The organism is Rhodovulum sp. MB263, from assembly GCF_002073975.1.
GTDB lineage: Bacteria > Pseudomonadota > Alphaproteobacteria > Rhodobacterales > Rhodobacteraceae > Rhodovulum.
The window spans coordinates 2508437-2532571 of the sequence record NZ_CP020384.1 but is presented as its reverse complement, the minus strand read 5'-3'; the positions used below and the strand labels follow the sequence as shown (position 1 = coordinate 2532571).

At 65.4% G+C, this 24135-nt stretch carries 22 protein-coding genes and 2 pseudogenes; 13 read left to right on the top strand and 11 right to left on the bottom strand.

All coding sequences use genetic code 11. The annotated features are described in order from the left end of the window. Window positions 1-18 precede the first annotated feature (18 nt). Window positions 19-1117, top strand: a pseudogene (locus B5V46_RS11820) (IS3 family transposase). 313 nt (window positions 1118-1430) lie between these two features. Here B5V46_RS11820 and ssb read toward each other — a convergent pair. Further along, window positions 1431-1925 carry a single-stranded DNA-binding protein gene (gene ssb / locus B5V46_RS11815; protein WP_080616790.1) on the bottom strand — a complete coding sequence of 165 codons (495 nt, stop codon included), beginning with the start codon at window positions 1923-1925 and terminating at the stop codon, window positions 1431-1433. A 213-nt stretch (window positions 1926-2138) separates the two neighbouring features. On the opposite strand from ssb, the gene B5V46_RS11810 reads away from it, so the two are divergent. After that, on the top strand, window positions 2139-2735 hold the full coding sequence (locus B5V46_RS11810; protein WP_080616789.1) for a lytic transglycosylase domain-containing protein: 597 nt from the start codon (window positions 2139-2141) through the stop codon (window positions 2733-2735). Between the two features lie 17 nt (window positions 2736-2752). Here the strand turns inward: B5V46_RS11810 and B5V46_RS11805 are convergent, their stop codons facing one another. After that, window positions 2753-2992 (bottom strand): hypothetical protein, encoded by a 240-nt coding sequence (locus B5V46_RS11805; RefSeq protein WP_080616788.1) that lies wholly within the window; start codon window positions 2990-2992, stop codon window positions 2753-2755. 133 nt (window positions 2993-3125) lie between these two features. On the opposite strand from B5V46_RS11805, the gene B5V46_RS11800 reads away from it, so the two are divergent. Both B5V46_RS11800 and B5V46_RS11795 read left to right on the top strand, forming a co-directional pair. Continuing rightward, window positions 3126-3395, top strand: a complete 270-nt coding sequence (locus tag B5V46_RS11800; RefSeq protein ID WP_080616787.1) for a DUF6455 family protein — start codon at window positions 3126-3128, stop codon at window positions 3393-3395. 5 nt (window positions 3396-3400) lie between these two features. Next, window positions 3401-3661 (top strand): DUF6455 family protein, encoded by a 261-nt coding sequence (locus tag B5V46_RS11795; protein ID WP_080616786.1) that lies wholly within the window; start codon window positions 3401-3403, stop codon window positions 3659-3661. A 14-nt stretch (window positions 3662-3675) separates the two neighbouring features. Here the strand turns inward: B5V46_RS11795 and cutA are convergent, their stop codons facing one another. Continuing rightward, window positions 3676-3981 carry a divalent-cation tolerance protein CutA gene (cutA, locus tag B5V46_RS11790; protein ID WP_080616785.1) on the bottom strand — a complete coding sequence of 102 codons (306 nt, stop codon included), beginning with the start codon at window positions 3979-3981 and terminating at the stop codon, window positions 3676-3678. A 251-nt stretch (window positions 3982-4232) separates the two neighbouring features. Here cutA and B5V46_RS11785 point away from each other — a divergent pair, with 251 nt between their 5' ends. After that, on the top strand, window positions 4233-4676 hold the full coding sequence (locus B5V46_RS11785) for a hypothetical protein (protein ID WP_080616784.1): 444 nt from the start codon (window positions 4233-4235) through the stop codon (window positions 4674-4676). A gap of 23 nt (window positions 4677-4699) precedes the next feature. After that, window positions 4700-5670: pseudogene (locus B5V46_RS11780) on the top strand (IS5 family transposase). Window positions 5671-6047: 377 nt separating this feature from the next. Here the strand turns inward: B5V46_RS11780 and rimO are convergent. After that, window positions 6048-7436, bottom strand: a complete 1389-nt coding sequence (gene rimO / locus B5V46_RS11775) for a 30S ribosomal protein S12 methylthiotransferase RimO (RefSeq protein ID WP_080616783.1) — start codon at window positions 7434-7436, stop codon at window positions 6048-6050. 150 nt (window positions 7437-7586) lie between these two features. Here rimO and B5V46_RS11770 point away from each other — a divergent pair, with 150 nt between their 5' ends. Beyond that, the gene (locus tag B5V46_RS11770) at window positions 7587-9575 is read left to right on the top strand and encodes an AsmA family protein (protein WP_196774238.1); all 1989 of its coding nucleotides are present in this window, start codon (window positions 7587-7589) and stop codon (window positions 9573-9575) included. A 59-nt stretch (window positions 9576-9634) separates the two neighbouring features. On the opposite strand, the gene B5V46_RS11765 is transcribed toward B5V46_RS11770, so the two are convergent. Further along, complete coding sequence (locus B5V46_RS11765) at window positions 9635-10261, bottom strand: GcrA family cell cycle regulator (protein WP_080616781.1); 627 nt, start codon at window positions 10259-10261, stop codon at window positions 9635-9637. 142 nt (window positions 10262-10403) lie between these two features. On the opposite strand from B5V46_RS11765, the gene B5V46_RS11760 reads away from it, so the two are divergent. Then, on the top strand, window positions 10404-11204 hold the full coding sequence (locus B5V46_RS11760; protein WP_231119101.1) for an ABC transporter permease: 801 nt from the start codon (window positions 10404-10406) through the stop codon (window positions 11202-11204). 43 nt (window positions 11205-11247) lie between these two features. Here B5V46_RS11760 and trpA read toward each other — a convergent pair whose 3' ends face one another. Beyond that, complete coding sequence (trpA, locus tag B5V46_RS11755; protein WP_080616780.1) at window positions 11248-12039, bottom strand: tryptophan synthase subunit alpha; 792 nt, start codon at window positions 12037-12039, stop codon at window positions 11248-11250. A 237-nt stretch (window positions 12040-12276) separates the two neighbouring features. Here trpA and ychF point away from each other — a divergent pair, with 237 nt between their 5' ends. From ychF to B5V46_RS11740, 3 genes are all read left to right on the top strand, one after another. Then, complete coding sequence (gene ychF, locus B5V46_RS11750) at window positions 12277-13374, top strand: redox-regulated ATPase YchF (protein WP_080616779.1); 1098 nt, start codon at window positions 12277-12279, stop codon at window positions 13372-13374. 90 nt (window positions 13375-13464) lie between these two features. Continuing rightward, window positions 13465-13899: a type II 3-dehydroquinate dehydratase gene (aroQ, locus tag B5V46_RS11745; protein WP_080616778.1), complete on the top strand. Its 435-nt coding sequence runs from the start codon at window positions 13465-13467 to the stop codon at window positions 13897-13899. Window positions 13900-14022: 123 nt separating this feature from the next. Continuing rightward, complete coding sequence (locus tag B5V46_RS11740; protein WP_080616777.1) at window positions 14023-16536, top strand: cation:proton antiporter; 2514 nt, start codon at window positions 14023-14025, stop codon at window positions 16534-16536. Window positions 16537-17139: 603 nt separating this feature from the next. Here B5V46_RS11740 and B5V46_RS11735 read toward each other — a convergent pair. The 5 genes from B5V46_RS11735 to B5V46_RS11715 form a co-directional block, all read right to left on the bottom strand. Beyond that, window positions 17140-18141, bottom strand: a complete 1002-nt coding sequence (locus tag B5V46_RS11735) for a hypothetical protein (RefSeq protein WP_080616776.1) — start codon at window positions 18139-18141, stop codon at window positions 17140-17142. Further along, entirely contained in the window at window positions 18138-19907 is a 1770-nt protein-coding gene (locus tag B5V46_RS11730; protein ID WP_080616775.1) for a hypothetical protein, read from the bottom strand. The genes B5V46_RS11735 and B5V46_RS11730 overlap by 4 nt, the downstream gene beginning before the upstream one ends. Window positions 19908-20073: 166 nt before the next feature. Then, window positions 20074-21084: an NAD-dependent epimerase/dehydratase family protein gene (locus B5V46_RS11725; RefSeq protein ID WP_080616774.1), complete on the bottom strand. Its 1011-nt coding sequence runs from the start codon at window positions 21082-21084 to the stop codon at window positions 20074-20076. A gap of 171 nt (window positions 21085-21255) precedes the next feature. Further along, window positions 21256-21609 (bottom strand): H-NS family nucleoid-associated regulatory protein, encoded by a 354-nt coding sequence (locus B5V46_RS11720; protein WP_231119100.1) that lies wholly within the window; start codon window positions 21607-21609, stop codon window positions 21256-21258. A 420-nt stretch (window positions 21610-22029) separates the two neighbouring features. Further along, window positions 22030-22641, bottom strand: coding sequence for a LuxR family transcriptional regulator (locus B5V46_RS11715; protein ID WP_080616772.1), 612 nt, complete (start codon window positions 22639-22641; stop codon window positions 22030-22032). Between the two features lie 104 nt (window positions 22642-22745). On the opposite strand from B5V46_RS11715, the gene B5V46_RS11710 reads away from it, so the two are divergent. Next, window positions 22746-23228 carry an autoinducer binding domain-containing protein gene (locus B5V46_RS11710; RefSeq protein ID WP_196774237.1) on the top strand — a complete coding sequence of 161 codons (483 nt, stop codon included), beginning with the start codon at window positions 22746-22748 and terminating at the stop codon, window positions 23226-23228. 139 nt (window positions 23229-23367) lie between these two features. Then, window positions 23368-24132, top strand: coding sequence for an enoyl-ACP reductase FabI (gene fabI, locus B5V46_RS11705; protein WP_080616770.1), 765 nt, complete (start codon window positions 23368-23370; stop codon window positions 24130-24132). Window positions 24133-24135: the final 3 nt, after the last annotated feature.

The window sequence follows — 24135 nt, the reverse complement described above, 5'->3', positions numbered from 1 at the left end:
TAAGCGGTCAGAGCAGCAATACAGCGATCGCAAGCTTCGCTCGCGACGTTGAGCCGGGAGCTGGGGAGTGAGGAGGATCGGAAAACGATCCAGTGAATCGTTTTCCCGACGAACCCCAAGACCGTTGCGAAGTGGCGCAAACGCCAGACGGTCGATGATCTCAAGACAGGTCAAAAGGAACCACGTTCGACGGTCCTGACGGAGGCCGAGGAGGCGGCCATCGTCGCGTTTCGGCGCCACACGCTGCTGCCGCTTGATGACTGCCACCATGCACTGCGGCCTTCCATCCCGCACTTGACAAGCTCAACACTGCATCGATGCTTGCAACGCCATGGCCTCTCGCGCCTGCCAGAGGTCGAGGACGACAAGCCGAAGCGGTCGAAGTTCAAGCGCGACCCTATCGGCCCTCGCCAGCGGGTCTCGAACCGATGGCGACCACGCAGGCTCGATCCACATCGACATTGCCGAGGTGCAGACTGCTGAAGGAAAGCTCTTCCTGTTCGTCGGAATCGACCGCACGAGCAAGTTTGCCGTGACCCAGCTCGTCGAGAAGGCGGACAGGAAGACGGCCCGGGAGTTCCTGAAACACATGCTCGAAGCGGTGCCCTATCAGGTCCACACCGTCCTCACCGATCGAGCCATCGGTCCGAGTGACAATGGCGAGGGGCATTCGGTTCGCCGAGCAGCCCCGCAACCGGAAGACCGCGTATTCACGGCCGATGCGCTTTGACATGATCTGCGAGGCAAACGGGATCGAGTACCGGCTGACCAAACCCAACCATCCCTGGAGTTTGGAGGATCAGAAAACAGTCCGGGGGCTGTTTTCCCGACAAACGGCCAGGTCGAACGGATGAACTGCACGATCAAGGAGGGTGAAGCGGATCAGGAGAGGCGCCAGTGGCGCGTCCCCCCGCTGAACGTCAAACGCTTCCACTACGACAGCCATGATCAGCTGCGAACGCACCTCTTGGACTTCATAGCAGCATACAATTTCGCGCGCCGGCTCAAGACCCTCAACGGGCTCAGCCCCTACGAATACATCTGCAAGATCTGGACATCAGAGCCAGACAGATTCATCCTCAACCCGATCCACCAGATGCTGGGACTGAACACATAGGGCGCGAAAATTCGGCGAATTTTCGTGTGACTCGCGTCGGCCGTCGTCTGCGTTCCACATCGGGGCGAGCCGGGTCACGCGACAGAGCTGTCTCGGAACGGAGGCGATGTCGATCCGTCGGTGGGCCGCTGTCGGCTCAATCTGGCATGAGTGCGAAGATCTTGGGTGTCGTCGCCCGCCGGGCTATTGCGGTCCGGGCGACGACCTTTCAGGCCTGAGACAGAGAGAAGGGGCCCGGCTCCGGATCCTGGGATCGACCGGCCAGGTCCGGTTCATCCGCGGGCGCGTCCTTCCCTCTGCATCCGGGACCCGTTCAGAACGGAATTTCGTCGTCGAAATCGCCCGCGGACGGTTGCTGCCCGCCGTAATCGCCGCCCCGGCCGCCGCCCTGGTCGTAACCGCCGCCACCGCTGCCGCCGCCATAATCGCCGCCCCGGCCGCCGCCGCCGCCGCCGTCACGGCCATCGAGCATGGTCAGCTCGCTCCGGTAAGGGCGCAGGGCGACCTCGGTGCTGTAGCGGTCCTGGCCCGACTGGTCCTGCCATTTGCGGGTTTCGAGCTGGCCCTCGACATAGATCTTCGAGCCCTTGCGCAGATATTGCTCGGCGACCCGCACCAGCGGCTCGGAATAGATCGCGACCGTGTGCCATTCGGTCCGTTCCCGCCGCTCGCCGGTGTTGCGGTCCTTCCAGGTCTCGGATGTGGCGATCCGCAGATTGCAGACCTTGCCGCCCGAGGGAAAGCTGCGCACCTCGGGGTCCCGTCCGAGATTGCCGATCAGAATGACCTTGTTCACCGAACCTGCCATGCGTGCCCTCTTTCGAATCTTCCAGTTCCATAGAGCCCCCGTTTATACCACGCCGTCCGGGGGGGCGACGGCGAATTCCGCCCCTTGCGGACGTGGTTTTCCGGGGCAGGCCCGGTCCGGTTCCTTGAGGAAGCGACGGGCTGGCCAGACTGCGCCGCCTTGCCTATACTCCCGCGGCGAAAAGACCACCCGGCACGGGGGAGGGACAAGACGGTGAAGCGACAGCTTGCAGCGATCGCGCTGGCCGCGCTGGCGGTGTCGGGTGCGCATCCGGAACCGGTGCTGGCGGATGCATCGGTATCCTCGAAATCCCGCCTCGCGCTGTTCCGGTCGCAGACCCGGGTGCTCGACGGCCGCGCAGCCCAGCAATATTCGAATTCGGTGCGGCTGCAGCCCGACAGGGTGCACACGCCTGCGCAGGGCATGCTGCTCTATTCCGGGCGTTACCGGGGCGAATTCGTCGATGTGGCCCGCGAGGCCGCGCGCAAGCACGGTGTGCCGGAGGATCTGTTCCTGCGGCTGGTGCAGCAGGAGTCGGGCTGGAATACGCGCGCGGTGTCTCACAAGGGGGCGATCGGCCTGGCGCAGCTGATGCCGGAGACCGCACGCAGGCTTGGTGTCGACCCGACCGACCCGCGGCAGAATCTCGAGGGCGGCGCGCGCTATCTGCGGCGGCAATTCGACCGTTTCCGGTCCTGGCGTCTTGCGCTTGCCGCCTATAATGCCGGGCCCGAAGCGGTGCAACGCCATGGCGGCGTCCCGCCTTATGACGAGACCCGGACCTATGTCCGGCGGATCTGGGGCAGCTGAGCGGATCGGGCGGGCCGCTAGTCGCGGTCGAAGGCGATCCGGTAGACCCCTTCGGGCAAATCGAGTGCCGCGCCGATTTCATGCAGCTGTGCCAGTGACAGCGTGATCTTCTGCACCCTCTCTGTCCGCGGGTCGAGCTGTTCGACCGTGACGCAATCCTCGAAGGCCGTGATCGTCACATCCTCCTGAAGAGGCCCCGGCCCCTCATCGACCAGGGTGATGACGGTGGCGTCGAATTCGTGCTCGATACTGAACATCCTGGCAGGCTAGCCGCCCCGGGCGGGCTTGTGAAGCACTCTCAGTCGGGCGGACGGATTTGACACGCATCAAGGCGCGCAGGCCGGTGCCGCAGTCTAGTGCGCTCAATTCGAACACGACAGGAGACATCCGATGTCGGGCCAAACCAAATACGACGAACACGCGCATCTGCTCGAGAAGATGGCAGAGGTGCTGGGCGTGGATCTCGACGAAGAGACCATGGCTGGCCGCTGGACCCCCGAAGACATGCAGGACAGCGTGTCCCGCTGCCTGGGCTGTACCGATCCCGGGCAATGCAGGGGCTGGCTCGGGACCCATGACGCCGGGGCCGACGCGACGCCGGACTATTGCCGCAACAAGGATCTGCTGGAGGCGATGCGGGCGCGGCTCGTGTCCGCCTGAGCGCGATGGAAGATCAGGGCAGGCTCTCGAAGCATTTCTGGCTGACCCAGGGCATGGCACGCACCCTCGGGGTCAACCTCAATGACGCCCTCCGCTCCGGGCAGCTGGGTCGGGGAGAATATTCCGAACTCGTCGCCGCCTGCTGTCATTGCGGGCGGGCCGAGGCCTGCATGGGCTGGATGGGCCATCAGGCCGCCGGGGCCAGATGCCCGCCCGAATGGTGTGCGGTCGGCGGGCCGCTGAAGGCGCTGCAGGAACCGGCCTGAGGACGTATCGGGTCTCAGCCTGTCTCGGTATCGAGCCAGGCCGTGGCACCGGGCGTGGTGGCGAGCTCTTCCCAGTGGATCACCGGCAGATCGTACGGATGCAGCTCCTCGATCAGCGCGACGAGTGCCGGCCCCTGGGCCGCACGGGTCTTGAAGCTCAGCTGCACTTCGGCCTCTTCCTCGATCCGGCCCTGCCAGTGGAACAGGCTGATCACGCCCGGCAGGATATTGGCACAGGCCGCAAGCCGCTGCCCGAGCGCCGCGCGCGCGATGGCCCGGGCGGTGTCGGTATCGGGGCATGTGGTGGTGACATGGATCATGCGGGCCTCCTCTGGAAAACGAATATGTGTTAATCAGTTGTTTTAGTTCATGTTATATATGGATCAGATATCCTTCGATACTCAGAACGTCGTATCTGCTCCGTCAGGGGCCTCATCCGGGAGATGTGTACGTGACTAGGCTGGGATTGCGAACGCTGACTTTTATCGCACTGATCTACGTCGGAACGTCGCTTTATCTGCTAGAATTCCTCTGAACACTGCTTTGCATTGATTCGGGGGGAAGTCGAAATATGGCGGCCTTCAGTCTTGCCGGCGGCGATTATGTAGCGATTGCCGGTCTTCTTGTAGCAATGACCGGCTCTCAATATCTCATTTCCCAAGCGCAGACGTCAGCAGCGGAAGCCAAGCTTGGTGCGCGCATCGACCTACTCCAAGCTGAGACGACATCGGGGCTTGAGGTGCTTAAGGTTGCTTTTGACACGCGTGTCGGGCGCGCCGAACTTGGTTTGAAGGCCGATATCCAGAAGCTTAGGGATGATTTCGAAGGGCTTTCCAGCGGAGTGCGGGGCATTGTCGATGACGGCCTACGAGAGCGAACTGACGAGGTCGTCTTTGCCATGACGCAGCTTGGCGAGGTTTCGGAAAAACTGACGGTTCGATTTGCGAATGTCGACATCAACTCAGTGTTTTATTCGGCTCTGTTGCACAAAGCTCGTGGGCGATTCACCTCGTGAATCCAGCGTGATAGCTGGAGGGGATGAGCAGCCCATCCACCCCGACCTACAAGATCAAGAACTGGCGGTCCTATAACGAAGCGCTCAAGCGCCGGGGCTCGCTGACGATCTGGTTCGATCCCGAGATGACGTGGGAGGCCGGGCCGACCGGCAAGCGCGGCCGGCAGCCCACCTACAGTGACGCGGCCATCCAGACCTGCCAGACGATGAAAGTCCTGTTTGGCATGGTCGACATTGGAGCGCCATTGGTCCGAGCCAAAATGTCGACCCGGCAGACGACAGGCTTCGTCGAGAGCCTTCTGCAGTTGAGCGGGCTGGACTGGTCGGTGCCGGATTTCAGCACGCTGTCACGCCGCCAGAAGACCCTGAACGTGAACATTCCGTATCGGGGATCGAAGGGACCGCTGCACCTGCTGATCGACAGCACCGGCATCAAGGTCGAAGGCGAAGGGGAGTGGAATGCGCGCAAGCATGGCGGCGCCAAACGCCGCATCTGGCGCAAGGTTCACCTCGGGATCAACGAGAAAACACTGGAAATCCTGGTCGTCGAGTTCACCAGTAGCGATATTGGCGATGCCCCCATGCTGCCGGAACTGCTCGACCAGATCCCGCTCGATCAGGAGATCGGCAGCGTCACCGCAGATGGTGCCTACGACACGCGCAAGTGTCACGACACCATTGCCGACCGGGGCGCCCACGCCGTCATTCCTCCGCGAAAAAATGCCAAACCCTCGAAGCCTGGCAGCGCAGGCGCGATTGCCCGCAACGAGGCGTTTCGCGCGCATCGAAACGCCTGGGCCGGAATATCTGGCGGAAGTGGAGTGGCTACCATCGCAGAAGTCGGGCCGAAACCAAGATCCACTGCATGAAGCTGTTGGGCCAACGCCTGATGGCGCGGGAGCCTGACCGGCAGGTTGCCGAGCTTCAGGTTCGTGTCGCCGTCATGAACGGCTTCACCGCGCTCGGCATACCCGTGACCGAGGCCGTGGCATAAGTGTGTCCGGGAAAGGGGGAGCTCCGTCGTCAGCGGCTTTGTGCAACAGAGCCGTTTTATTCGGGAATTCGCGATCTGGCCTCCTCGCCGGGGAACCAGGGGTCATTTTACGAAGTGGGAGAGGTCGCTTTTGCCACGCTTGAGTTGAACGACATAACGGGGGCGACGGCAATCCGGGTTCAGGAACTTGCAAGTACTGCCATGTCCGAAAGCGATACCCCCGTGCAGGTGCAGTTTATCCTTCGGCCGGATTACGTTGCACGCGACGTCAACTACAAGAGGTCCCTGCTTTCGCAGAGAATACGCGCTCTGCAGGACCAACTCGACAATTTGAAATAATCTGCTCCGGTTAGCCCGACCCCGCCGCCACCATCGGCTCAGCCTTCGAGCCGCCCCCAGAGATCGTACTCGCCCGCCTCGTCGACCTCGACGGTCACGATATCGCCCGGGGCGAGGCCTTCGGCACCCGCGTCGATGAAAAGACAGCCATCGATCTCGGGCGCGTCGGCCTTGGTGCGGCAGCTGGCGATGCCCTCGGCGTCGGTTTCGTCGACGATGACCTCGATTCGCTGACCGACCTTCGCGGCCAGCTTGGCCTCGGAAATCGACTGGGCCTTTGCCATGAAGCGGTCCCAGCGGTCCTGCTTGACCTCGGCGGGCACATGATCGGGCAGGTCGTTCGCGGTCGCGCCCGCCACATTCTCGTATTGGAAGCAGCCGACACGGTCGAGCTGCGCCTCGTCGAGCCAGTCGAGCAGGGTCTGGAACTCGGCCTCGGTTTCGCCGGGATAGCCGACGATGAAGGTCGAGCGCAGCGCCAGATCGGGACAGACCGCCCGCCAGGCAGCGATCTCGTCCAGCGTCTTCGCGGCCGCCGCGGGTCGGGCCATGCGTTTCAGCGTGTCGGGATGGGCGTGCTGGAACGGGATGTCGAGATAGGGCAGGATCAGCCCCTCGGCCATCAGCGGGATCAGTTCGCGCACGTGCGGGTAGGGATAGACGTAGTGCAGCCGGACCCAGATCCCGAGCGTTCCCAGATCGCGGGCGAGGTCGGTGATATGGGCCCGGTGGCCCTTCTGGGTCGCGTGCCTGAGATCCACCCCGTAGGCCGAGGTGTCCTGGCTGATGACCAGAAGCTCCTTCACCCCGGCCTCGGCCAGCTTCTCGGCCTCGCGCAGGACCGCATGGGCCGGGCGCGAGGCAAGCCTGCCGCGCATGTCGGGAATGATGCAGAAGCGGCAATGGTGATTGCAGCCCTCGGAAATCTTCAGATAGCTGTAATGGCGCGGCGTCAGGCTGACGCCCGAGGCGGGCAAAAGGTCGATGAACGGGTCGGGCGCGGGCGGCACCGCGCCATGGACGGCGTCCAGCACCTGTTCGTATTGATGCGGGCCCGTGACCGCCAGCACCGTCGGATGGGCACCGGTGATATAGCCCGGTTCGGCGCCGAGGCAGCCGGTGACGATCACCCGGCCGTTTTCCTTCAGGGCCTCGCCGATGGCCTCGAGGCTTTCGGCCTTGGCGCTGTCGAGAAAGCCGCAAGTATTCACGATCACCGCGTCGGCGCCTGCGTAATCGGGCGAGATCGCGTAGCCCTCGGCCCGGAGCCGTGTGAGAATCCGTTCGCTGTCGACCAGTGCCTTGGGGCAGCCCAGGCTGACCATGCCGATGGTCGGCTGGCCCGGGCGGGCAGGGTCGGCGATCCGGGCGCGGGGGGCCAGGTCGGGGCGGAGGTCGGGGGGGTTCGGCGATCTGGGATCGGACATGATTGCGTGCCTATACGCCAGCGCGCGCGGTCTGGAAAGATCTTGCCGATGTCCCTGCGCCTCGTGTCTGCGCCTTTTGACGGCGCCTTGTTGCGGGCGGGCGGGGGGCCTAGGTTTGCCGAAACGAAATCATATTCGAGCGAGGGTCCGATGCGCTGGATGATCCGGGGACTTCTGGGAGTGGTGGTTCTGGTCGGGCTTGGGGGCGCCCTGGTGCTGCTGATGCCGACCGACAGGGTGGCGCGGCTGGCGGCCGATCAGGTCGAGAAGGCGACCGGCCGCGTGCTGACCATCTCGGGCGGGGTGCGGCCGTCGCTCTGGCCCGAGATCGGCGTCGAGACCGGGGCGGTGAGCCTTGCCAATGCCGACTGGTCCGAGCAGGGTCCGATGCTGACGGCCGAGGGGCTGGCGGTGGGCATCGACTTCGCCCGGCTGCTCCGCGGCCAGATTGCGGTGCGCGAGGTTGCGGTGATCGCGCCGCATATCCTGCTGGAACGCCGGGCCGACGGGCGCGGCAACTGGGAGTTCGACCGGCCCGAAAGCGCGGCCGCGCCCGGGGCGGCAGCGGAGCCTGGGGCCGAGACACAGGGGCAGGGGGCACTTGCGGGGATCACGCTCGACCGTGGAGAGATCGCCGATGGTGCGCTTGTCTATCTCGACCATGCCAGCGGTGCCCGGACCGAGCTTTCGGATGTCGCGGCCGAACTGACGGCGCCCGACCGCGACGGCCCGGCCGATCTCAAGTTCAAGGCCCTGCTGAACGGGCAGGAGGTCAGCCTGTCGGCCCGGATCGCCCGGGCTGCGGCGCTGATCGACGGAGAGCAGGCGCGGGTGACACTCGATGCGGCGCTGGGGCGGGCGAGCCTTGCCTTTGACGGGCCGGTGGGGCTGGCGCCGCTCTCGGCCGATGGCAAGCTCTTTGCCGATGTCTCGGATCTGCGCGCGATCTTCGCGGCCGCCGGGGCCACGCCGCCCCAGCTGCCCTCGGGCGTCGGTCAGCGACTGGTGCTGGAGGGGCATGCCGCGCTGACGCCCGACGGTGCGATCCGGCTCGAGCGGGCGAGCTTCGGGCAGGATGGCAACACGATCTCGGGCGATGCCGAATTCGTGCCCGGGGCACGGCCCCATCTCGAGGCCAGGCTCTCGGCCGGAACGCTTGATCTGTCGCCCTTCGTTGCGAACGGCAGCGGTGGCGGTGCGGATAAGAAGGGGGGCGCCGGCTCGGCCTCGAATGCGCCTCCGGCGGGCTGGTCGACAGCCCCGATCGATACTGACTGGATGAGGACGCTCGATGCCGAGATCGGCCTCGATGCCGAGGGGCTGGACCTCGGCAAGGTGCGACTGGGGCGCCTGCGCCTCGATGCGCGGCTGGAAGATGCGCGGCTTTCAGGCGATCTGCACGAATTGCAGGCCTATGCGGGCAATGTGACCGGCAGTTTTGACGTGGATGGCCGCAAGGGGCTGTCGCTGGGCGCCGATCTCGACATCGCGGGCGTGGCGGCCGAGGCGCTGCTGCGCGACATGGCCGGTTTCGACCGGCTGCAGACCTCGGCCGATCTGCAGCTTTCCCTGCAGGCCTCGGGCCGGTCGGTCGCGGCCCTGATGGGCTCGCTGTCGGGCGGCGGCACGTTCGGCTTCGGCCGCGGCGAGTTCCGCGGGCTCGATCTCGCGGGCATGCTGATCAATCTCGACCCGTCCTATATAGGGGCTGGGGCCAAGACGATCTTCGACTCGATTTCGGCAAGCTTCACGCTCGACCGGGGCGTGCTTTCGAATTCGGACCTCCGGCTCGTGGCGCCCCTTCTCTCTGCCGGGGGGCGTGGCCGCGTCGATCTTGCGGCGCGCGATCTCGACTACACGCTGGTTCCGACCGCTTTGCCGGGCTCGGGCAATGGCGGGATCAGCGTGCCGCTTCGGATCACCGGCCCCTGGGCGGCGCCGCGCGTGAGGCTAGATGCCGGGGCCATGGCCGAGGAGCGGCTGAAGCAGGAGCGCGAGATGATGGAGCAGAAAGCGCGCGATCGGGCGGCCGAAGAACTTGGGGTGAAGGCCGATGAGGGCGAAAGCCTCGAGGGCGCAGCCAAGCGGCGGCTTGAGGAAGAGGCCGCGAAAGGGCTGAGAAAGCTGTTCGGAGATTGACAGGGGCCCCGGGCCGCGGCGCCCCCGGGGGGACCGGGGGCGTCTAGGGGGGCGGGCGCTCAGCGCTTGCGGTCGCGCCGGGCGCTCATCGGCTGGAAGGCGACGCCGACATGGGCCTCGCAATAGGGTTTGCCCTGTTGAACCGGCAGGCCGCAGAACCAGAAATCGTCGGTTGCGGGGTCGCCGATCGGCCATTTGCAGGTGCGCTCGGTCAGTTCCATCAGCGTCAGCCGCTTGGCGGTCTTCTCGACCTCGCGCACCGAGGCCAGGGCTTCGGGGCTGATCTCGTTGGCGGAGGGCTGCGGCGGCAGCGGCTGGCCTGCGGGCACGATGGCCTTGCGGGTCGCGGCCGGCGGCGGGGCCGCGTCCTGCGGTTCCTGCGCGGCGGCCGGCCGGCTTTCGGGCGTGGCCGGGCTCGGGCTGGCCGGGGCCGCCGGCGCCGCGGCCGGGGCGGCCTCTGGTTTCGGCGCGGGCTTTTCCTTGGCGGCCGGTGCGGTTGCGGCTGCGGCGGCGGGGGCCGGGCGTGCCGGAGCGGCGCCCGCGCGGTTCGACAGCCCCAGCCGATGCACCTTGCCGATGACCGCGTTGCGGGTCACACCACCCAGTTCCTTGGCGATCTGGCTCGCCGACTGGCCCTCGGCCCACATGCGTTTCAGCGTTTCGACACGTTCATCCGTCCAGGACATGACATTCCCTTGGCTCGCGGCGGCTTTCCGGCCCGGGGTCGCGCCCCGGGACCTGCCGCCTTGGAGAAATCCGACAAGGCCCTATTCTAATCCGGGCCGGTTCGGGGATACAAGCGGAACGCGGATGAAGGAGACAGGACGTATGAACGCAACCGGGATGGGGGTGCGCCGCTTCGGACACATCAACTGGCTGGGGCTTTACACGCTGAGCGCGCGGGAAATTCAGCGGTTCCTGGCGGTCTGGAGCCAGACTCTGGCCGCGCCGCTGGCGACGGCGGCACTGTTCCTGGGGGTCTTCTCGCTGGCGATCGGGCCGTCGCGGGGCGATGTGATGGGGGTGCCCTTCGTGCATTTCCTGGCGCCCGGCATCCTGATGATGACGGTGATCCAGAACGCCTTCGCCAACACCTCCTCCTCGATCCTGATTTCCAAGGTGCAGGGCAATATCGTCGACACGCTGATGCCGCCGCTGTCGCCGGTCGAGCTGCTGGCGGGCTATACTGCGGGGGGCGTGGCGCGCGGGCTGCTGGTCGCCGTCGCGGTCGGGTTCCTTATGCTGACGGTGCTTGGGATGGGGGTCGCGCATCCGGTCTGGGCGCTGGTCTTCGTGCTGCTGGGCTCGGCCTTCCTCTCGGCGCTGGGGATCATGGCGGCGATCCTCGCCAACAAGTTCGACCAGATGGCGGCGATCACGAATTTCATCATCACCCCGCTGAGCTTCCTGTCGGGGACCTTCTACTCGATCGAGCGGCTGCCGCTGGGAATGCAGATCGCGACCCATGTGAACCCGGTCTTCTACCTGATCGACGGGGTGCGCTACGGCATCATCGGCCGGTCCGACAGCTCGCCTTGGCTCGGGCTCGGGGTCTGCACATTGGCCACGGCGCTGGTCATGGCGCTGTGCTGGCGCTGGTTCAGAACCGGGTACCGGCTGAAGGCCTGAGCCGCCCTAAGGCGACCAGGGCCTTCGGCTGGACGGGCCCGGCTCAGGCGCTGTGCGCGCCTTCGGCAAGGGTCTTCACATAGGCCAGGATCTCGGACACCGGTTTCTTTTCCTCGACCAGCTTGACGATGGCCGACCCGACAACGGCACCATCCGCGACCGCCGCCATCGCGCGGGCGCTTTCGGGGCTGCGGATGCCGAAGCCCACGATCACCGGAAGATCGGTCTGCGCCTTGATCCGGGCGATCTCGGGGCCGACATCCGTGGCCTCGGCCGCCGCCGCCCCGGTGATGCCGGTGATCGAGACGTAATAGACGAAGCCACCGGTATTCTTCAGCACCTTGGGCAGGCGCCTGTCATCGGTCGTGGGCGTGGCGAGCCGGATGAAGTCAAGCCCCGCGGCCCGGGCGGGCAGGCAGAGTTCGCTATCCTCCTCGGGCGGCAGGTCGACCACGATCAGCCCGTCGATGCCTGCCTCCTTCGCCTCGGCGAGAAAGCGCTCGACCCCGCGCGAATGGATCGGGTTGAAATAGCCCATCATCACGATCGGCGTGCTGTCATCCCCGGCGCGGAAGGCACGGGCAAGCTCTAGGGTCTTCTGCAGGGTCTGGCCCCCGTCAAGCGCGCGCTGGCCGGCCAGCTGGATCGTCGGGCCGTCGGCCATCGGGTCGGTGAAGGGCAGGCCCAGCTCGATGATGTCGACGCCCGCAGAGGGCAGGCCCTTCACGATTTCCAGCGATGTGGCGTAATCGGGGTCGCCCGCCATCACGTAGGCCACGAAGGCCTTGCGGTTCTCCGCCTTAAGCGCGGCGAATTTGGCGTCGATGCGGGTCATGGGCGTCCTCCGGCTGGTTCCGAAGCGGTTTGGGCCAGGACAGGACGAAAATCAATGGGCGGTTTGGTCGTTGCCGGGACCCGGGCGCTGCCAGCGGGGGCCGACCGCAGGGCCAGCGGCAATTCTTCGTCGAAGAATTGTGCCCCCCGCAGATCCCCGCGCGGCGTCCATGCCGCTTGACGCGCGGGGGCCCGGCCCCCTACATGCGGCCGGACCAAAGCCAGGAGAGACGCGATCATGGGCTTCAAGACCGGCATCGTCGGCCTGCCGAATGTGGGCAAATCGACGCTTTTCAATGCGCTGACCCGCACGGCTGCGGCGCAGGCGGCGAATTTCCCGTTCTGCACCATCGAGCCGAATGTGGGCGAGGTCGCCGTCCCCGACCCGCGCCTCGACCGGCTTGCCGCAATTGCGGGCTCGAAGCAGATCATTCCGACCCGAATGACCTTCGTCGATATCGCGGGGCTGGTGAAGGGCGCCTCGAAGGGCGAGGGGCTGGGCAACCAGTTCCTGGCGAATATCCGCGAATGCGATGCCATCGCCCATGTGCTGCGTTGCTTCGAGGGTGGCGATGTCACCCATGTCGAGGGCCGGGTCGATCCGGTCGCCGATGCCGAGGTGATCGAGACCGAGCTGATGATCGCCGACATGGAATCGATCGAGAAGCGCCTGCAGGGCCTGGTGCGCAAGGTGCGCGGTGGCGACAAGGAGGCGGTCCAGCAGGAGCGTCTGCTGAAGCTCGCGCTCGAGGCGCTGAACGCGGGGCGTCCCGCCCGCAGTCTCGAGATCGCCGAGGATGATGCGAAGGCCTGGGGCATGCTGCAGCTTCTGACATCGAAACCCGTGCTTTACGTCTGCAACGTCTCCGAGGAGGAGGCCGCGACCGGCAACGCGCTCTCGAAGGCCGTGGCCGAGATGGCCGAGGCCCAGGGCGCGGCGAGCGTCGTGATCTCGGCCAAGATCGAGGAGGAGATCAGCCAGCTCGACCCCGAGGAGGCCGAGGTCTTCCTCGGGGAGCTGGGGCTCGAGGAAGCCGGGCTCGACCGTCTGATCAAGGCGGGCTACGGGCTTCTGGGGCTCGAGACCTATTTCACCGTGGGGCCGAAGGAGGCGCGGGCCTGGACCATTCCGGTGGGCACCTCGGCACCGAAGGCCGCGGGCGTCATCCATGGCGATTTCGAGCGTGGCTTCATCCGCGCCGAGACCATTGCCTTTGACGATTACATCACCTGCGGCGGCGAGCAGGGGGCCAGGGATGCGGGCAGGATGCGCGCCGAGGGCAAGGGCTATGTCGTGCAGGACGGCGACGTGATGCATTTCCTGTTCAACGCCTGAGGCCGCTGACGCCCGAACTTCGTGTCGGCCGGGCTTCCCGCCCGGCCCGGGACCGTCTAGACAGGCGGGGTCGAGGCCCCGGAGCATGCCATGAAGACGATCTACATCCTGAACGGCCCCAACCTGAACCTGCTCGGCCAGCGCGAGCCCGAGATCTACGGCCATGAGACGCTGGCCGATGTCGAGGCGTCCTGCGCCCGGATCGCCGCCGGGGCCGGGCATGCGATCCGCTTCCTGCAGTCGAACCATGAGGGTGCTCTGGTCGACTGGATCCACGAGGCCCGCCAGTCGGCCGCGGCCATCGTCATCAATCCGGCCGCCTTCACACATACATCGGTTGCGCTGCTCGATGCGCTCAATGCCTTCGACGGACCGGTGATCGAGGTCCATATCTCGAATGTCCACCGCCGCGAGCCGTTCCGGCACCGCTCGTATGTCTCGCTCCGCGCCGATGGCGTGATCGCGGGCTGCGGCGTCGAGGGCTACGAGCTTGCGCTGCGCCGGGTCGCCTCGCTGCTGGGCTGATCCGGCCGCAGGATCACCGCGCCGCCGGCGCTGCCGACCCTTCCCTTCCGCCCGGACGCGGCCTGACGACGCGTGCGGTCGGAGAGTGGTTTTCTCCGCCCCAGTTCCCGCTATGTGAGGACCATGGACATCGTACTTCTGACCACGATCGTGGCCTGCCTTTTTCTTGTCATCGGCGCGGCCGAACCACTGGCTGCGCGCCTGCGCATGCCCTATGCGGTGATCCTCGCGACGCTCGGCATCCTGGTCGGCGGCGGCGCCATCTTCCTGCTGCGGACCGACCTCACGGATGCGCTCAATCCGGTCGCCAACGCGATCACGAGCCTGCCGATCCGCTCGAACGTCTTTCTCTATGTCTTCCTGCCGACGCTGCTGTTTCAGGCCACGCTTGGCATGAATCTCCGGCGGATACTCGACGACTGGGTGCCGATCCTCGTTCTGGCCGTGGTCGCGGTGGTGGTTGCCACGCTGTCGGTCGGCTATGCGCTTGCCTTCGCCTCGGCCCTGCCGATCGCGGTCTGTCTTCTCATCGGCTCCATTGTCTCGACCACCGACCCCTCGGCCGTGGTCAGCATTTTCCGCTCGATCTCGGCGCCGCGCCGACTGGCGCGGATCATCGAGGGCGAGAGCCTTCTGAACGACGCCGCCGCCATCGCGCTGTTCGGGCTGTTCATGGGTTTCGTGATGCTCGGTGTGCCCGACCCGACGCTGTCGGATGCGCTGACGCAGATTCCGGTGCTTGTCGCGGGCGGCGTGCTCGTGGGCTGGGTCGCGACGCGGGTCGGGCTCTGGATCATGGCGCTGTTCGCCCGGTTCGAACTGGCGCAGATTTCGGTGTCGGTGGCGCTGCCCTACCTGGCCTATATCTGTGCCGAGCGCATCGTCGGGGCCTCGGGCGTGATCGCGGTGGTGACGCTGGGACTGACGCTGAACCTGACCGGACCGGGCCGGCTGACGCCGGTTGCGATGACCAAGCTCCGCGAGGTCTGGGACTTGCTTGCGCATTGGGCCGGGGCGCTCATCTTCGTTTTGGCGGCGCTGCTGATCCCGCGGCTTCTCGAAGAGCTGCGGCTGGAAGATCTCAAGCTTGTGGCGGTCGTGGTCGGCGCGGCGATCGCGGCACGGGTGGTGATCCTGTTCGGGCTGATGCCGCTGCTGTCGGCTCTGAAGCTTTCGCCCATGGTCGAGCGGCCCTATCGCGTGGCGATCCTCTGGGGCGGGCTGCGCGGGGCGGTGACGCTGGCGCTGGCGCTGGCCGTGACCGAAAGCCTGCGCGTGCCGGGCGAGGCCAAGCGGGTGGTCGGCATCCTTGCCACCGGCTTCACCCTCTTCACCCTGATCGTGCAGGGCACCACGCTGCGCTGGGTCATCGGGCGGCTGGGGCTCGACCGGCTCTCGCCGCTCGATCAGGCGCTTTCGAACCAGGTGGTGGCGGTCTCGTTGCAGACCGTGCGCGAGGATGTGGCGCGCACCACCGAGAACTACAATCTGAGCCATGACATCGTCCGCTCGGAGGCCAAGCGCTTCGGCGAAAGGCTCGACGAGGCGGTGAAGGCGGCCGAGGCCGAGGCGCCGATCCTCGACCGCGACCGGGTCACGCTGGGGCTGATCGCGCTGGCGGGCGCCGAGCGCGACGCCATCCTCGACCGCATCCGCGACCGGACCATATCGACCGGGCTGACCGAACGGCTCCTGTCGAATGCCGACCGGTTGATCGAGGGCGCGCGTTCGGACGGGCGCACCGGCTATGTGCGTGCCTCGAAGGTCGGTACCGGCTATGGCCGCACCTTCCGGCTGGCGGTGGTGTTGAACAACCGGCTGGGGCTTGTTGCGCCGCTGGCCCGGATGACGGCGGACCGGTTCGAGATGCTGCTGTCGCAGCGACTTATCCTGCGCGATCTCGACGGTTTCATCGATGGCCGCATCCGGCGGATTCACGGCCGCCGGGTGGCCGACCTGCTGCACGAGCTTCTGGCCCGTCGCAGCGAGGCAGTCGAGACCGCGCTGGACGGGCTGAGGTTGCAATATCCGGGCTATGCCGAAGAGCTTGAACGCCGCTTCATACGCCGCACCGCGCTGCGGCTTGAAGAACGCGAATATCTCGCGATGCGCGAGGACGGTCTGATCGGGGCGGAACTGCATACCGTGCTGACCCAGGATATCGGCCGTCGCCGGGCCGAGGCCGAAGAGCGGCCGCCGCTCGACCTTGCGGTTGGCAAGGCAGATCTTGTGCGCCGCTTTACGCTTTTTGCCGATCTCGACGAGACCGCGCTTCGACGGTTGGCACGCTCGCTGGTGACCCGGCATGTGAACCCGGGCGAGGTGATCTTCCGCAAGGACATGCCCGCCAAGAGCGTGTTCTTCATCGCCACCGGCGCGGTCGAGATGGAAACGGCGGGCCAGACCGTGCGGCTGGGGCGGGGCGAAATGTTCGGGCAGATGTCGATGCTGCTGCAAAAGCCCCGGCGCGCCGAGGCACGTGCGATCGCGCCCTCGACGCTTCTGCTGCTGGACGAATTGCGATTCCGCAAGCTCTTGTCACGCAGTCCGACGATCCGCGCGGCCGTGCGTGACAGCGCCGAACGGCGGGGCATCTCGCCCGACACGATCCTGCCGGGCGAGGCCCGTACGGGCTGAGGGGCCCTTGTCAGCCGGAGGACCCGAAGCGGCGACGGCGGGTGCGAGCTGGGAGCCGGGCGATGGCCGCGCGCTGTGTGTTCCGCGCGCCGGGGCGGATATGCAAGGATATGCCCCGAGATGCGGCACAGCGGCTTGACCGCAGGGTGACGCAACGCCTGCTGGCGCCACCAACGCGCCATCGTGCCGTGGCGAGCGGGGCGACGACACCGCGTTCTCAAGGACGGTCTCGCCCGTTGCCGGCGGCATGGCCAGGGCCGGGGAAGTCGTCTGCTGTTTACTCCGGGCATCCGGTCTTCGGCTTGTTGGATCCGCTCGCCCCTGTTGCGCCGCGTCTGGAGGGCGATGCGGCTTTCAGGTCTTGCGGCTGGCAAAAGAGCTGTGGCGCGCGATGGCTTTGCCGGTGGGGCAGAGGCCCTGCGGGTACAGCAACGGAAGCCGTCCTGCTGGCCCGATGTTCTCAAGCAAGGAGGCGGACGCTGTCCGGGGTCTCTGCTTTCCGAAGAGAGGCCCCTGCGGAAGGCAGAAGCAGGGAAGCGGCACGGGCCGCATTCTGTTGGCTATAACGCGGTGGGGAAGACGCGCGATCCTTCGGGGGCGGTGTCAGTTCAGGGTTTTGCAGCAGCGGAAGCCGAGGTGATAGTTTTCATGGCTGGCGGGGCTCATGACGCGGGTGCCGTGCCAGAACGGCGCCCGCCAGCGGCACCAGTCGGGATGCGCGCGATATCTGTCCCAGATGAACCAGGATCCCTTCATTTCCGTCACCCCGAGCCCGGTGCTGCCGGCACTGGCCATCTGGTCCGGAGCGAGCGGCAGATTCATGTGCTCGGCCGCATTTCCGTTGATGTCATAGACCTGAAGCGGACTTTTGCAGTTGGCGAAGCTGCCCGTCGGATATGTGTTCGACCCGCAATTGCCGAATCCGCCGCCCGGACAGGACGGGCTTTTCACGCTGTTCTGGGCACAGATCCCGCTGCGAAAGGCGGGGCCGTAGCTCCAGCTGGCGCTGCCCTGATATTTCGCGTTATGGGCCGCGCGCATCCGGCCGACGGCACCCGAGGCGAACTGGCCGCGGGCAAGGTCGAAGCGGTAATCGGGCGGCTCCAGAGCCCCTGCGCAGGCGCCTTCCCATTCGTGCGCATCGCAAAGCCGCTTGCCCTCGGCAGCGCAGATCTCGGCAGCTTCCTTCGCCTTCACCCAGACCACCGGATAGCTGCAGGGGATATCGGGATATTCGAACTGGTCGATACAGGCTTTCGCCTCCTCGGGCCGTTCGCTGCGCGGATCGTATAGCGGGGCCATGTAGCGGGCACCGCAGATCTTCTCGAACCGCTTGTCGGCGTAATGGGCCAGCGCATTGCCGCCGACACGGGCATTGCAGTCCTCCCGGCTCAGGGCGTGACGCGTGATCGCGGGATTGCCCTGTCCGATAACGGCCGAGCGGGCGAAGATCGCTTCGATCCGGGCAATCGCGGCGGTGCTGACGCCACGGGCGGATTGCATCTCGCGAAACATCTGGGCATTGGCCTGGGGCAGGGTCTGCGTCATCGCCGGGGTGGCGATCAAGGCGGCGCAGAGCGCCAGAAGGCCCAGCGAGCGTGTCATCTCAGAGGCTCCTTGCGCATCAGGTAGAAGAAGTCGCGGTTGTCGGGAAAGCCGATGAAACGCGGGATCGGACGGCCATCGCGGCTTTGCTCGTCGATCCGGCTCATGCCGGCGACCAGATGGCGCGTATCGAGACCGCCTGCCTTGTCGGGGGTGTAAAGCGCCATGTAGGTATGCTCGATCGCATTCATGTCGAGCAGCATCGCATAGTCGCATCCATAGGCCTGGAAGGTGCGCGCCATGGCCGATGGCGTGGCGGTCGAGAACCAGCCATAGATCAGGAAGTTGCGTCCCGCGGCTGTCTTCATGCAGGCACCGGCGCGCAGCGTCCTGAGATCGGCATTGGCCGAGCCCGACCAGTTGCCCGCCCCCCATTGCCGGACCAGCGGGCCGACGATGCCCCGGCCGGTCGCGGCATCGCGCTCGATGATCGGCACGCCGTTTTGACGGGCAAAGCGGATCTGCGGCAGCAGCGCGTCGTCGTCCTCGGTCCAGGTCTTCATCCCGATTGTGCCGTCATCGAGCACATAAAGGGTCGACAGGTCGGGTTGCAGGCTGCTGAGGACCGTCCCGTGCACGACGAAGCCGTAATGGTGGCCGTTATTGAACCTGGCCATCGGACCGAAGCGAAAGGCGCCGTGGTCGCGCTTGAACCCGCCGGTGAAAGTGGCGGCGACACGGCGGGCCTCTTCGGGATTGATCATTCCGACCGTCGCCAGAGGCCGCGCGGTGTCGAAGCCGTCCGGGCCGGGCAGCGATCGGTTCCGGCCGGGACCGGAAGGGCGCGACGACCAGTCGAGCCGGGGATGTTCGGTGCCGGTCTCGTAGCCGATATCGAAATCGGTCATGTCGAAGGCGACGAGATAGACATCGGCGCGGCCCTCGATGCCGTCGAGCCAGTTGGCCTCGCCCCGGCGGGCAAGGATATCGGGCGCGATCATGCGCGGCTGAAGCGCGGAGGCATAGATGCCGGGGGCGCCCCGGACGGCATACCATGCCCCCATCTCCATGCGTTCGGGCGTGGCGCCGACGAGTTCGAAGGTCATCGTCGTATACATGACCGGGAAATCGCGCAGCGCGGCCCGACCCAGCAGGCGGTCGACCGCGCCGGGATCGGCGCCTTGGAGCACCCGGCCGCTGGCCAGATAGCGGTCCTTGTAGAGCGTGTCCTTGACGAGACCGACGAGGCTTTCGCCGAACCAGAGATTGTCGCGCAGGAACTCGGCCGTGCGTTCGAGGTTCGTGCGCGATCCCGAGACCGGGTTGCGCAGATAGAGATGCGTGTTGCAAAGCGGTGCGAAGGGCAGACCCGAGGCGCGGGCATCGGAAAGCTCCGGCGTTGCAACGGCCCAGGGGCGGCATTTGATCTGTGCCTGTCCTTCCGTCAGCAGGAGGGCCGGTGCCGGATCGTCGCTGAGCGAAAGATCTTGCGTGAGCGGTGCCGGGTTTTCCAGGTGATAGGCCTCGCGCCGTTGGTCGGGGCGGTCGATTTCCAGCAGGAACCAGGCATTGGCATTGGGATTGAGCGAGGTAAGCGTGAGCCGGGTGCCGTCGCGCGACAATGCGCTTTGCGAGGTCCGGAGCCCCTGCAATTCGATCACCGATTTCGGACGCAGGGCGCGGGCATCGGCATTCTGGAGCGCGAGCCGGACCGCGCCCGGATGCGGGATGGTCTGGCCGGGCAGGGAGGCGGGCGGCACAACCAGACAGGCCGCGCAGGCGAGGGCGCGGAAGCTCTGAGAGGTGATCTGAATAAACGCGGTCATGATATCGTCTTAGGCAACCGCCATAAAGAAATAGTATTCGCAGATCCGGAATGTCGCGGAACCGGAGATCTTTCCCTTCGCAACGTAACCATGGGGTCGCAAGCCCGACAAGGGGCTTTGGCAGCTCTGCCGTCGTTTCGATTTGCTTTTCCGGGGATTGCGATCTTCAGGTCGCGTAATGACTGCGGAACCAGGAGACGAATCCGGCCACGCCCTCGCGCATCGGGGTTTGCGGACGATAGCCGGTCAGGCGCTGCAGCAGCGATGCATCCGCCCAGGTCGCGGGCACGTCGCCGGGTTGCATATCCATATAGTTGCGGATTGCCTTGACCCCGAGTTCGGCTTCAAGGGCATCGATGAAGTCGAGCAGGCGAACCTTTTCGGAATTACCGATATTCACGACCCGAAATGGTGCGACCGGGCTCAGGCTGTCGCCTTCCGGAACCTTGCCGTCGGCAGGGCGCTCGGGGATCGCATCCATCAGCAGGCGAATGCCGTGCACCAGGTCGGTGACATAGGTGAAGTCGCGATACATGTCGCCGTGATTGTAGATGTCGATCGGTTCGCCCTTCACGATCCGGCTGGCGAACTTGATCGGCGCCATGTCGGGGCGTCCCCAGGGGCCGTAGACGGTGAAGAAGCGGAACATCGTGGTCGGCAGATCGTGCAGATGGGCATAGGCATGGCCCATCGCCTCTGTGGCTTTCTTCGTTGCCGCATAGATCGTCAGCGGCAGGTCGGCCTTCTCGGTTTCGATGAAGGGCATGTCCGTATTGGCGCCATAGACCGAGGAGGTGGAGGCCATCATCAGGTGGCGGATTTGGTGCCGCCGCGCCGCCTCCATCAGATTGAACGTGCCGACGATGTTCGAGTCGATATAGGCGCGGGGGTTTTCGAGGCTGTAGCGGACACCGGCCTGGGCCGCGAGATGCACGATGATGTCGGGTTTGAAGGCATCGACCGCTGCCGCGAGGGCGGGCTCGTCCTCGAGCATGGCTTCGGTCATCGTGAAGCCCGCGCGGCCCTCCAGCAGGGCCAGGCGCTGCCGCTTGAGCGAGATGTCGTAATAGTCGGTCATGCCGTCGAAGCCATGCACGGTCATGCCTTCGGAGAGCAGAACATCGGCGAGGTGGAAACCGATGAAGCCGGCAGTGCCGGTGATAAAGACGCGGGTCATGCGATGCCTTCCCGGAACGAGCGCGATGCCGCTTGTCTAAAGCGCGCCGCCCGGAAGGGAAAGACCGGGCAATCAGTTGCGAAAAGGCAATTCGTGGAAAGACAGGGGGGCTTGGGTCGTGAGGCCCCGGGATGCGCGCCCGTCAGAGATGCGCGCCCCCGGGGATAGGGATCATGCGATTGCAAAATCCTCGAGGCTGGCGCCTTTCGACAGAGCTTCTTCGAGCCAGCGCGGACGACGCCCGCGGCCGCTCCAGGTTTCGGTGGGATTCTCGGGGTTGCGGTATTTCGCGACCGGCTTCACACGGCGCGACTTCTTGCCGAGGATATCATCGAGCGAGAAGCCCATTTCTTTCGCGGTCGCCTCGAGAACGGCCCGTGCCTTTGCCTTCTCGCGTTCTTGGAATGACGCGATTGCGGCATCGACATCCTTGCGGAGGTCTTTCAGCTCCTTCAGGGTCAGCGTTTCCAGGTCTTTTGCCATTTTGATTGTCCTTGGGTCGAGTGGAGGTCTTCTGATAGTCATCTACAATGGCGCGACTTTGTACCGTTAGAATGCTTTTGCCAAGGGCGAAAGCGGGCATTTTTACATCTTTTAATCCGGACAGGTCATTCGTCTCGTTTAAAAGGCGTGTTTTCTGGTTCCGTGTTTATTGTTCCGGGGCGAAGGGCGATCTTCGATGGATTAACGGCAGCAAAAGTTCCGCTATCTGGAACGATTTCGCATCGGCGCTCGATCTGGTTGGAGCGCTAGATCCCTTTGAGGTCTTGCCTGATGGCAGAAATTCTCGCCAAAGTTGCGATTAATATTGGCCGGATTTCGCCAATATTAATTGGTGTGCGGTGCATTGCCTGGAAGCTTGGGGTGTTTGGTCAGCCGAACGGCGCTTGCGCCCGTCGGGTGCAGGTGTTTCCGGAGAACGGAACAATCGGGGCGGGGAGAGAGTCAGATGACGCCGCGGCTGCGCGCCATGGAGGTCGCCTGGGATGTGGTCGCGGCGCCGAGCTTGCGCTTGGCATTGGCCAGCCGGGCCTTGACCGCGCTCATAGAGATGTCGAGTTCCGCAGAGATTTCCTTGAGCCGCATCCCGTCGGCCTGAAGCCGAAGCGCTTCGGCTTCGGCATGGGTGAGGCCCGTCCGGTCGGAGCCTGCACGATGCAGACGGGTGACAATCTGAAGCAGTTCGGCCATTTCCGATTCGGCATAGGGTCGATCGGACCGGGCAAAGGTGCCGTAGCTGCGCCGACCGGATTCGCCCGGCCGCATCACCGAAACCACCGCGCCATGGATCAATCCGAAACTTGCGGCCTGTCCGAAGACATCTGCATGGTCGTCGAAGGCGAGGGCCGCCCAGGAGATGACGCCCGTACGCGCGTAGACCCAGCGGAAGACGGGATCCTGCACGATCAACCCGTTACGGGCATAATGGTCGGTCCAGTCGCCCGGCAGCCGGTTGATTTCCTGGGCAGGATAGGTGAAGCCCAGCCGAAGTCCGACATAAAACCCCGCGGGTGCGAGGGCAGCAAGGCGATCGGTCAGTTTCTTTCGAAGATCCATCGGGCGATAACGTCTTGTGATGAAGGTCTTGAACGGGGTGGCGCTTTGGTATCAGCAACAGGCGCAGAATACCATGTATGTTTCCGGGTTGCGGCGGGTGGTTCATGAACAGGGTAAACAAGGTCGCCGAGCTTCTGGATCTGTTGCAGCGAACCTGTGATACGGGATTCGTGGTGGCGCTTCACGTCCGGTTCACCCGTCCGCTCGTGCTTTACCGGACCTATCCGCAATCCTGGTGCGATCACTACGATCTGAACGGACTGGTGATGCTCGACCCCGCGGTGCGCTGGAGCTTTTGCAATACGGGCGCCATCCAGTGGGACGATCCGTCCCTGGAGGATCCGGGCGGGGTGGTCGAGGCCGCGCGCGCACATGGGGTGGCCAATGGCGTATCCGTCTCTGTCGGTACGGAGACCTTGCGCAGCCTGGCCGGGTTCTCGCGCTCGTCCGGACGCTTTGATGCGGCCGAGATGGCCCGGCTGACGGATCTGGTCGAAACCCTGCACCTGGTGCTCGAGGGCGTCTCCGAAGACGAGCAGGCGCCAGAGCTGCGCGCGCTGCGCGCGCTGTCCACATCGGTGCTGTAAGGGGCGCCATTCGGCCGTCCGGTCAAGCGGATGCCACGGCTTTGTCATCGCTGCCGGCTATGCTGCAGGTGCAAAGGGATTCGAGCTGCGTTATGCTGCGGGTGCAAAGTCATGAGCCGCTGTGGTTTGGGGAGTACGCATGTTTTCACTTGAGGGCCAGACGGCGCTTATCGTCGGGATCGCGAATGACAAGTCCATCGCCTGGGGGGCGGCACGCGCGCTCAGGGCGCAGGGGGCCAGACTTGCGATCACCTATCTGAATGAAAAGGCGGAAGCTTTCGTGCGGCCTCTGGCCGAGGAGGTCGGCGCCGAGATCTTCATGCCGCTCGATGTGCGCAACGAGGCCCAGATGGATGAGCTCTTCGCCGAGATCGGGGCGCGCTGGGGGCGGCTCGATACGGTCCTGCATTCGATTGCCTTCTGCCCGCGCGACGATCTGCATGGCCGTGTCGTCGACTGCTCGGCCGAGGGGTTCGGGCTGGCGATGGATGTCTCGGTCCATTCCTTCCTGAGAATGATCCGCAGAGCGGAGCCGCTGATGCCCGATGGCGGGACCTGCATGACCGTGTCCTTCGCGGGTGCGACGCGGGTGGTCGAACATTACAATGTGATGGGACCGGTCAAGGCCGCGCTGGAATCGACGGTGCGCTATGCGGCGGCGGAGCTGGGGCCGAAAGGGATCTCGGTGCATGCGCTCTCGCCCGGGCCGCTGGCGACGCGCGCGGCCTCGGGGATCGCGGAATTCGACGAATTGCTCGATGCCGCGGCCGAACGCGCGCCGATCCATCATCTGGCCACGATCGAGGATGTCGGGGCCTATTGCGCATTTCTCGCCAGCCGTGAAGCCAGGAACGTGACGGGAGGCATTCACGCCATAGATGGCGGTTACTCGATCATCGGCTGAAGG

Bases quoted from the DNA above. Each gene is read 5' to 3' on its own strand.
- B5V46_RS11795 (WP_080616786.1), top strand. From the start codon at position 3,401: ATGGAAGATCAGGGCAGGCTCTCGAAGCATTTCTGGCTGACCCAGGGC.
- B5V46_RS11725 (WP_080616774.1), bottom strand. From the start codon at position 21,084: ATGACCCGCGTCTTTATCACCGGCACTGCCGGCTTCATCGGTTTCCAC.
- ychF (WP_080616779.1), top strand. From the start codon at position 12,277: ATGGGCTTCAAGACCGGCATCGTCGGCCTGCCGAATGTGGGCAAATCG.
- ssb (WP_080616790.1), bottom strand. From the start codon at position 1,925: ATGGCAGGTTCGGTGAACAAGGTCATTCTGATCGGCAATCTCGGACGG.
- B5V46_RS11805 (WP_080616788.1), bottom strand. From the start codon at position 2,992: ATGTTCAGTATCGAGCACGAATTCGACGCCACCGTCATCACCCTGGTC.
- rimO (WP_080616783.1), bottom strand. From the start codon at position 7,436: ATGTCCGATCCCAGATCGCCGAACCCCCCCGACCTCCGCCCCGACCTG.
- aroQ (WP_080616778.1), top strand. From the start codon at position 13,465: ATGAAGACGATCTACATCCTGAACGGCCCCAACCTGAACCTGCTCGGC.
- B5V46_RS11735 (WP_080616776.1), bottom strand. From the start codon at position 18,141: ATGACACGCTCGCTGGGCCTTCTGGCGCTCTGCGCCGCCTTGATCGCC.
- cutA (WP_080616785.1), bottom strand. From the start codon at position 3,981: ATGATCCATGTCACCACCACATGCCCCGATACCGACACCGCCCGGGCC.
- B5V46_RS11740 (WP_080616777.1), top strand. From the start codon at position 14,023: ATGGACATCGTACTTCTGACCACGATCGTGGCCTGCCTTTTTCTTGTC.
- fabI (WP_080616770.1), top strand. From the start codon at position 23,368: ATGTTTTCACTTGAGGGCCAGACGGCGCTTATCGTCGGGATCGCGAAT.
- B5V46_RS11720 (WP_231119100.1), bottom strand. From the start codon at position 21,609: ATGACTATCAGAAGACCTCCACTCGACCCAAGGACAATCAAAATGGCA.
- B5V46_RS11770 (WP_196774238.1), top strand. From the start codon at position 7,587: ATGCGCTGGATGATCCGGGGACTTCTGGGAGTGGTGGTTCTGGTCGGG.
- B5V46_RS11760 (WP_231119101.1), top strand. From the start codon at position 10,404: ATGAACGCAACCGGGATGGGGGTGCGCCGCTTCGGACACATCAACTGG.
- B5V46_RS11730 (WP_080616775.1), bottom strand. From the start codon at position 19,907: ATGACCGCGTTTATTCAGATCACCTCTCAGAGCTTCCGCGCCCTCGCC.
- B5V46_RS11765 (WP_080616781.1), bottom strand. From the start codon at position 10,261: ATGTCCTGGACGGATGAACGTGTCGAAACGCTGAAACGCATGTGGGCC.
- B5V46_RS11710 (WP_196774237.1), top strand. From the start codon at position 22,746: ATGAACAGGGTAAACAAGGTCGCCGAGCTTCTGGATCTGTTGCAGCGA.
- B5V46_RS11715 (WP_080616772.1), bottom strand. From the start codon at position 22,641: ATGGATCTTCGAAAGAAACTGACCGATCGCCTTGCTGCCCTCGCACCC.
- B5V46_RS11785 (WP_080616784.1), top strand. From the start codon at position 4,233: ATGGCGGCCTTCAGTCTTGCCGGCGGCGATTATGTAGCGATTGCCGGT.
- trpA (WP_080616780.1), bottom strand. From the start codon at position 12,039: ATGACCCGCATCGACGCCAAATTCGCCGCGCTTAAGGCGGAGAACCGC.
- B5V46_RS11800 (WP_080616787.1), top strand. From the start codon at position 3,126: ATGTCGGGCCAAACCAAATACGACGAACACGCGCATCTGCTCGAGAAG.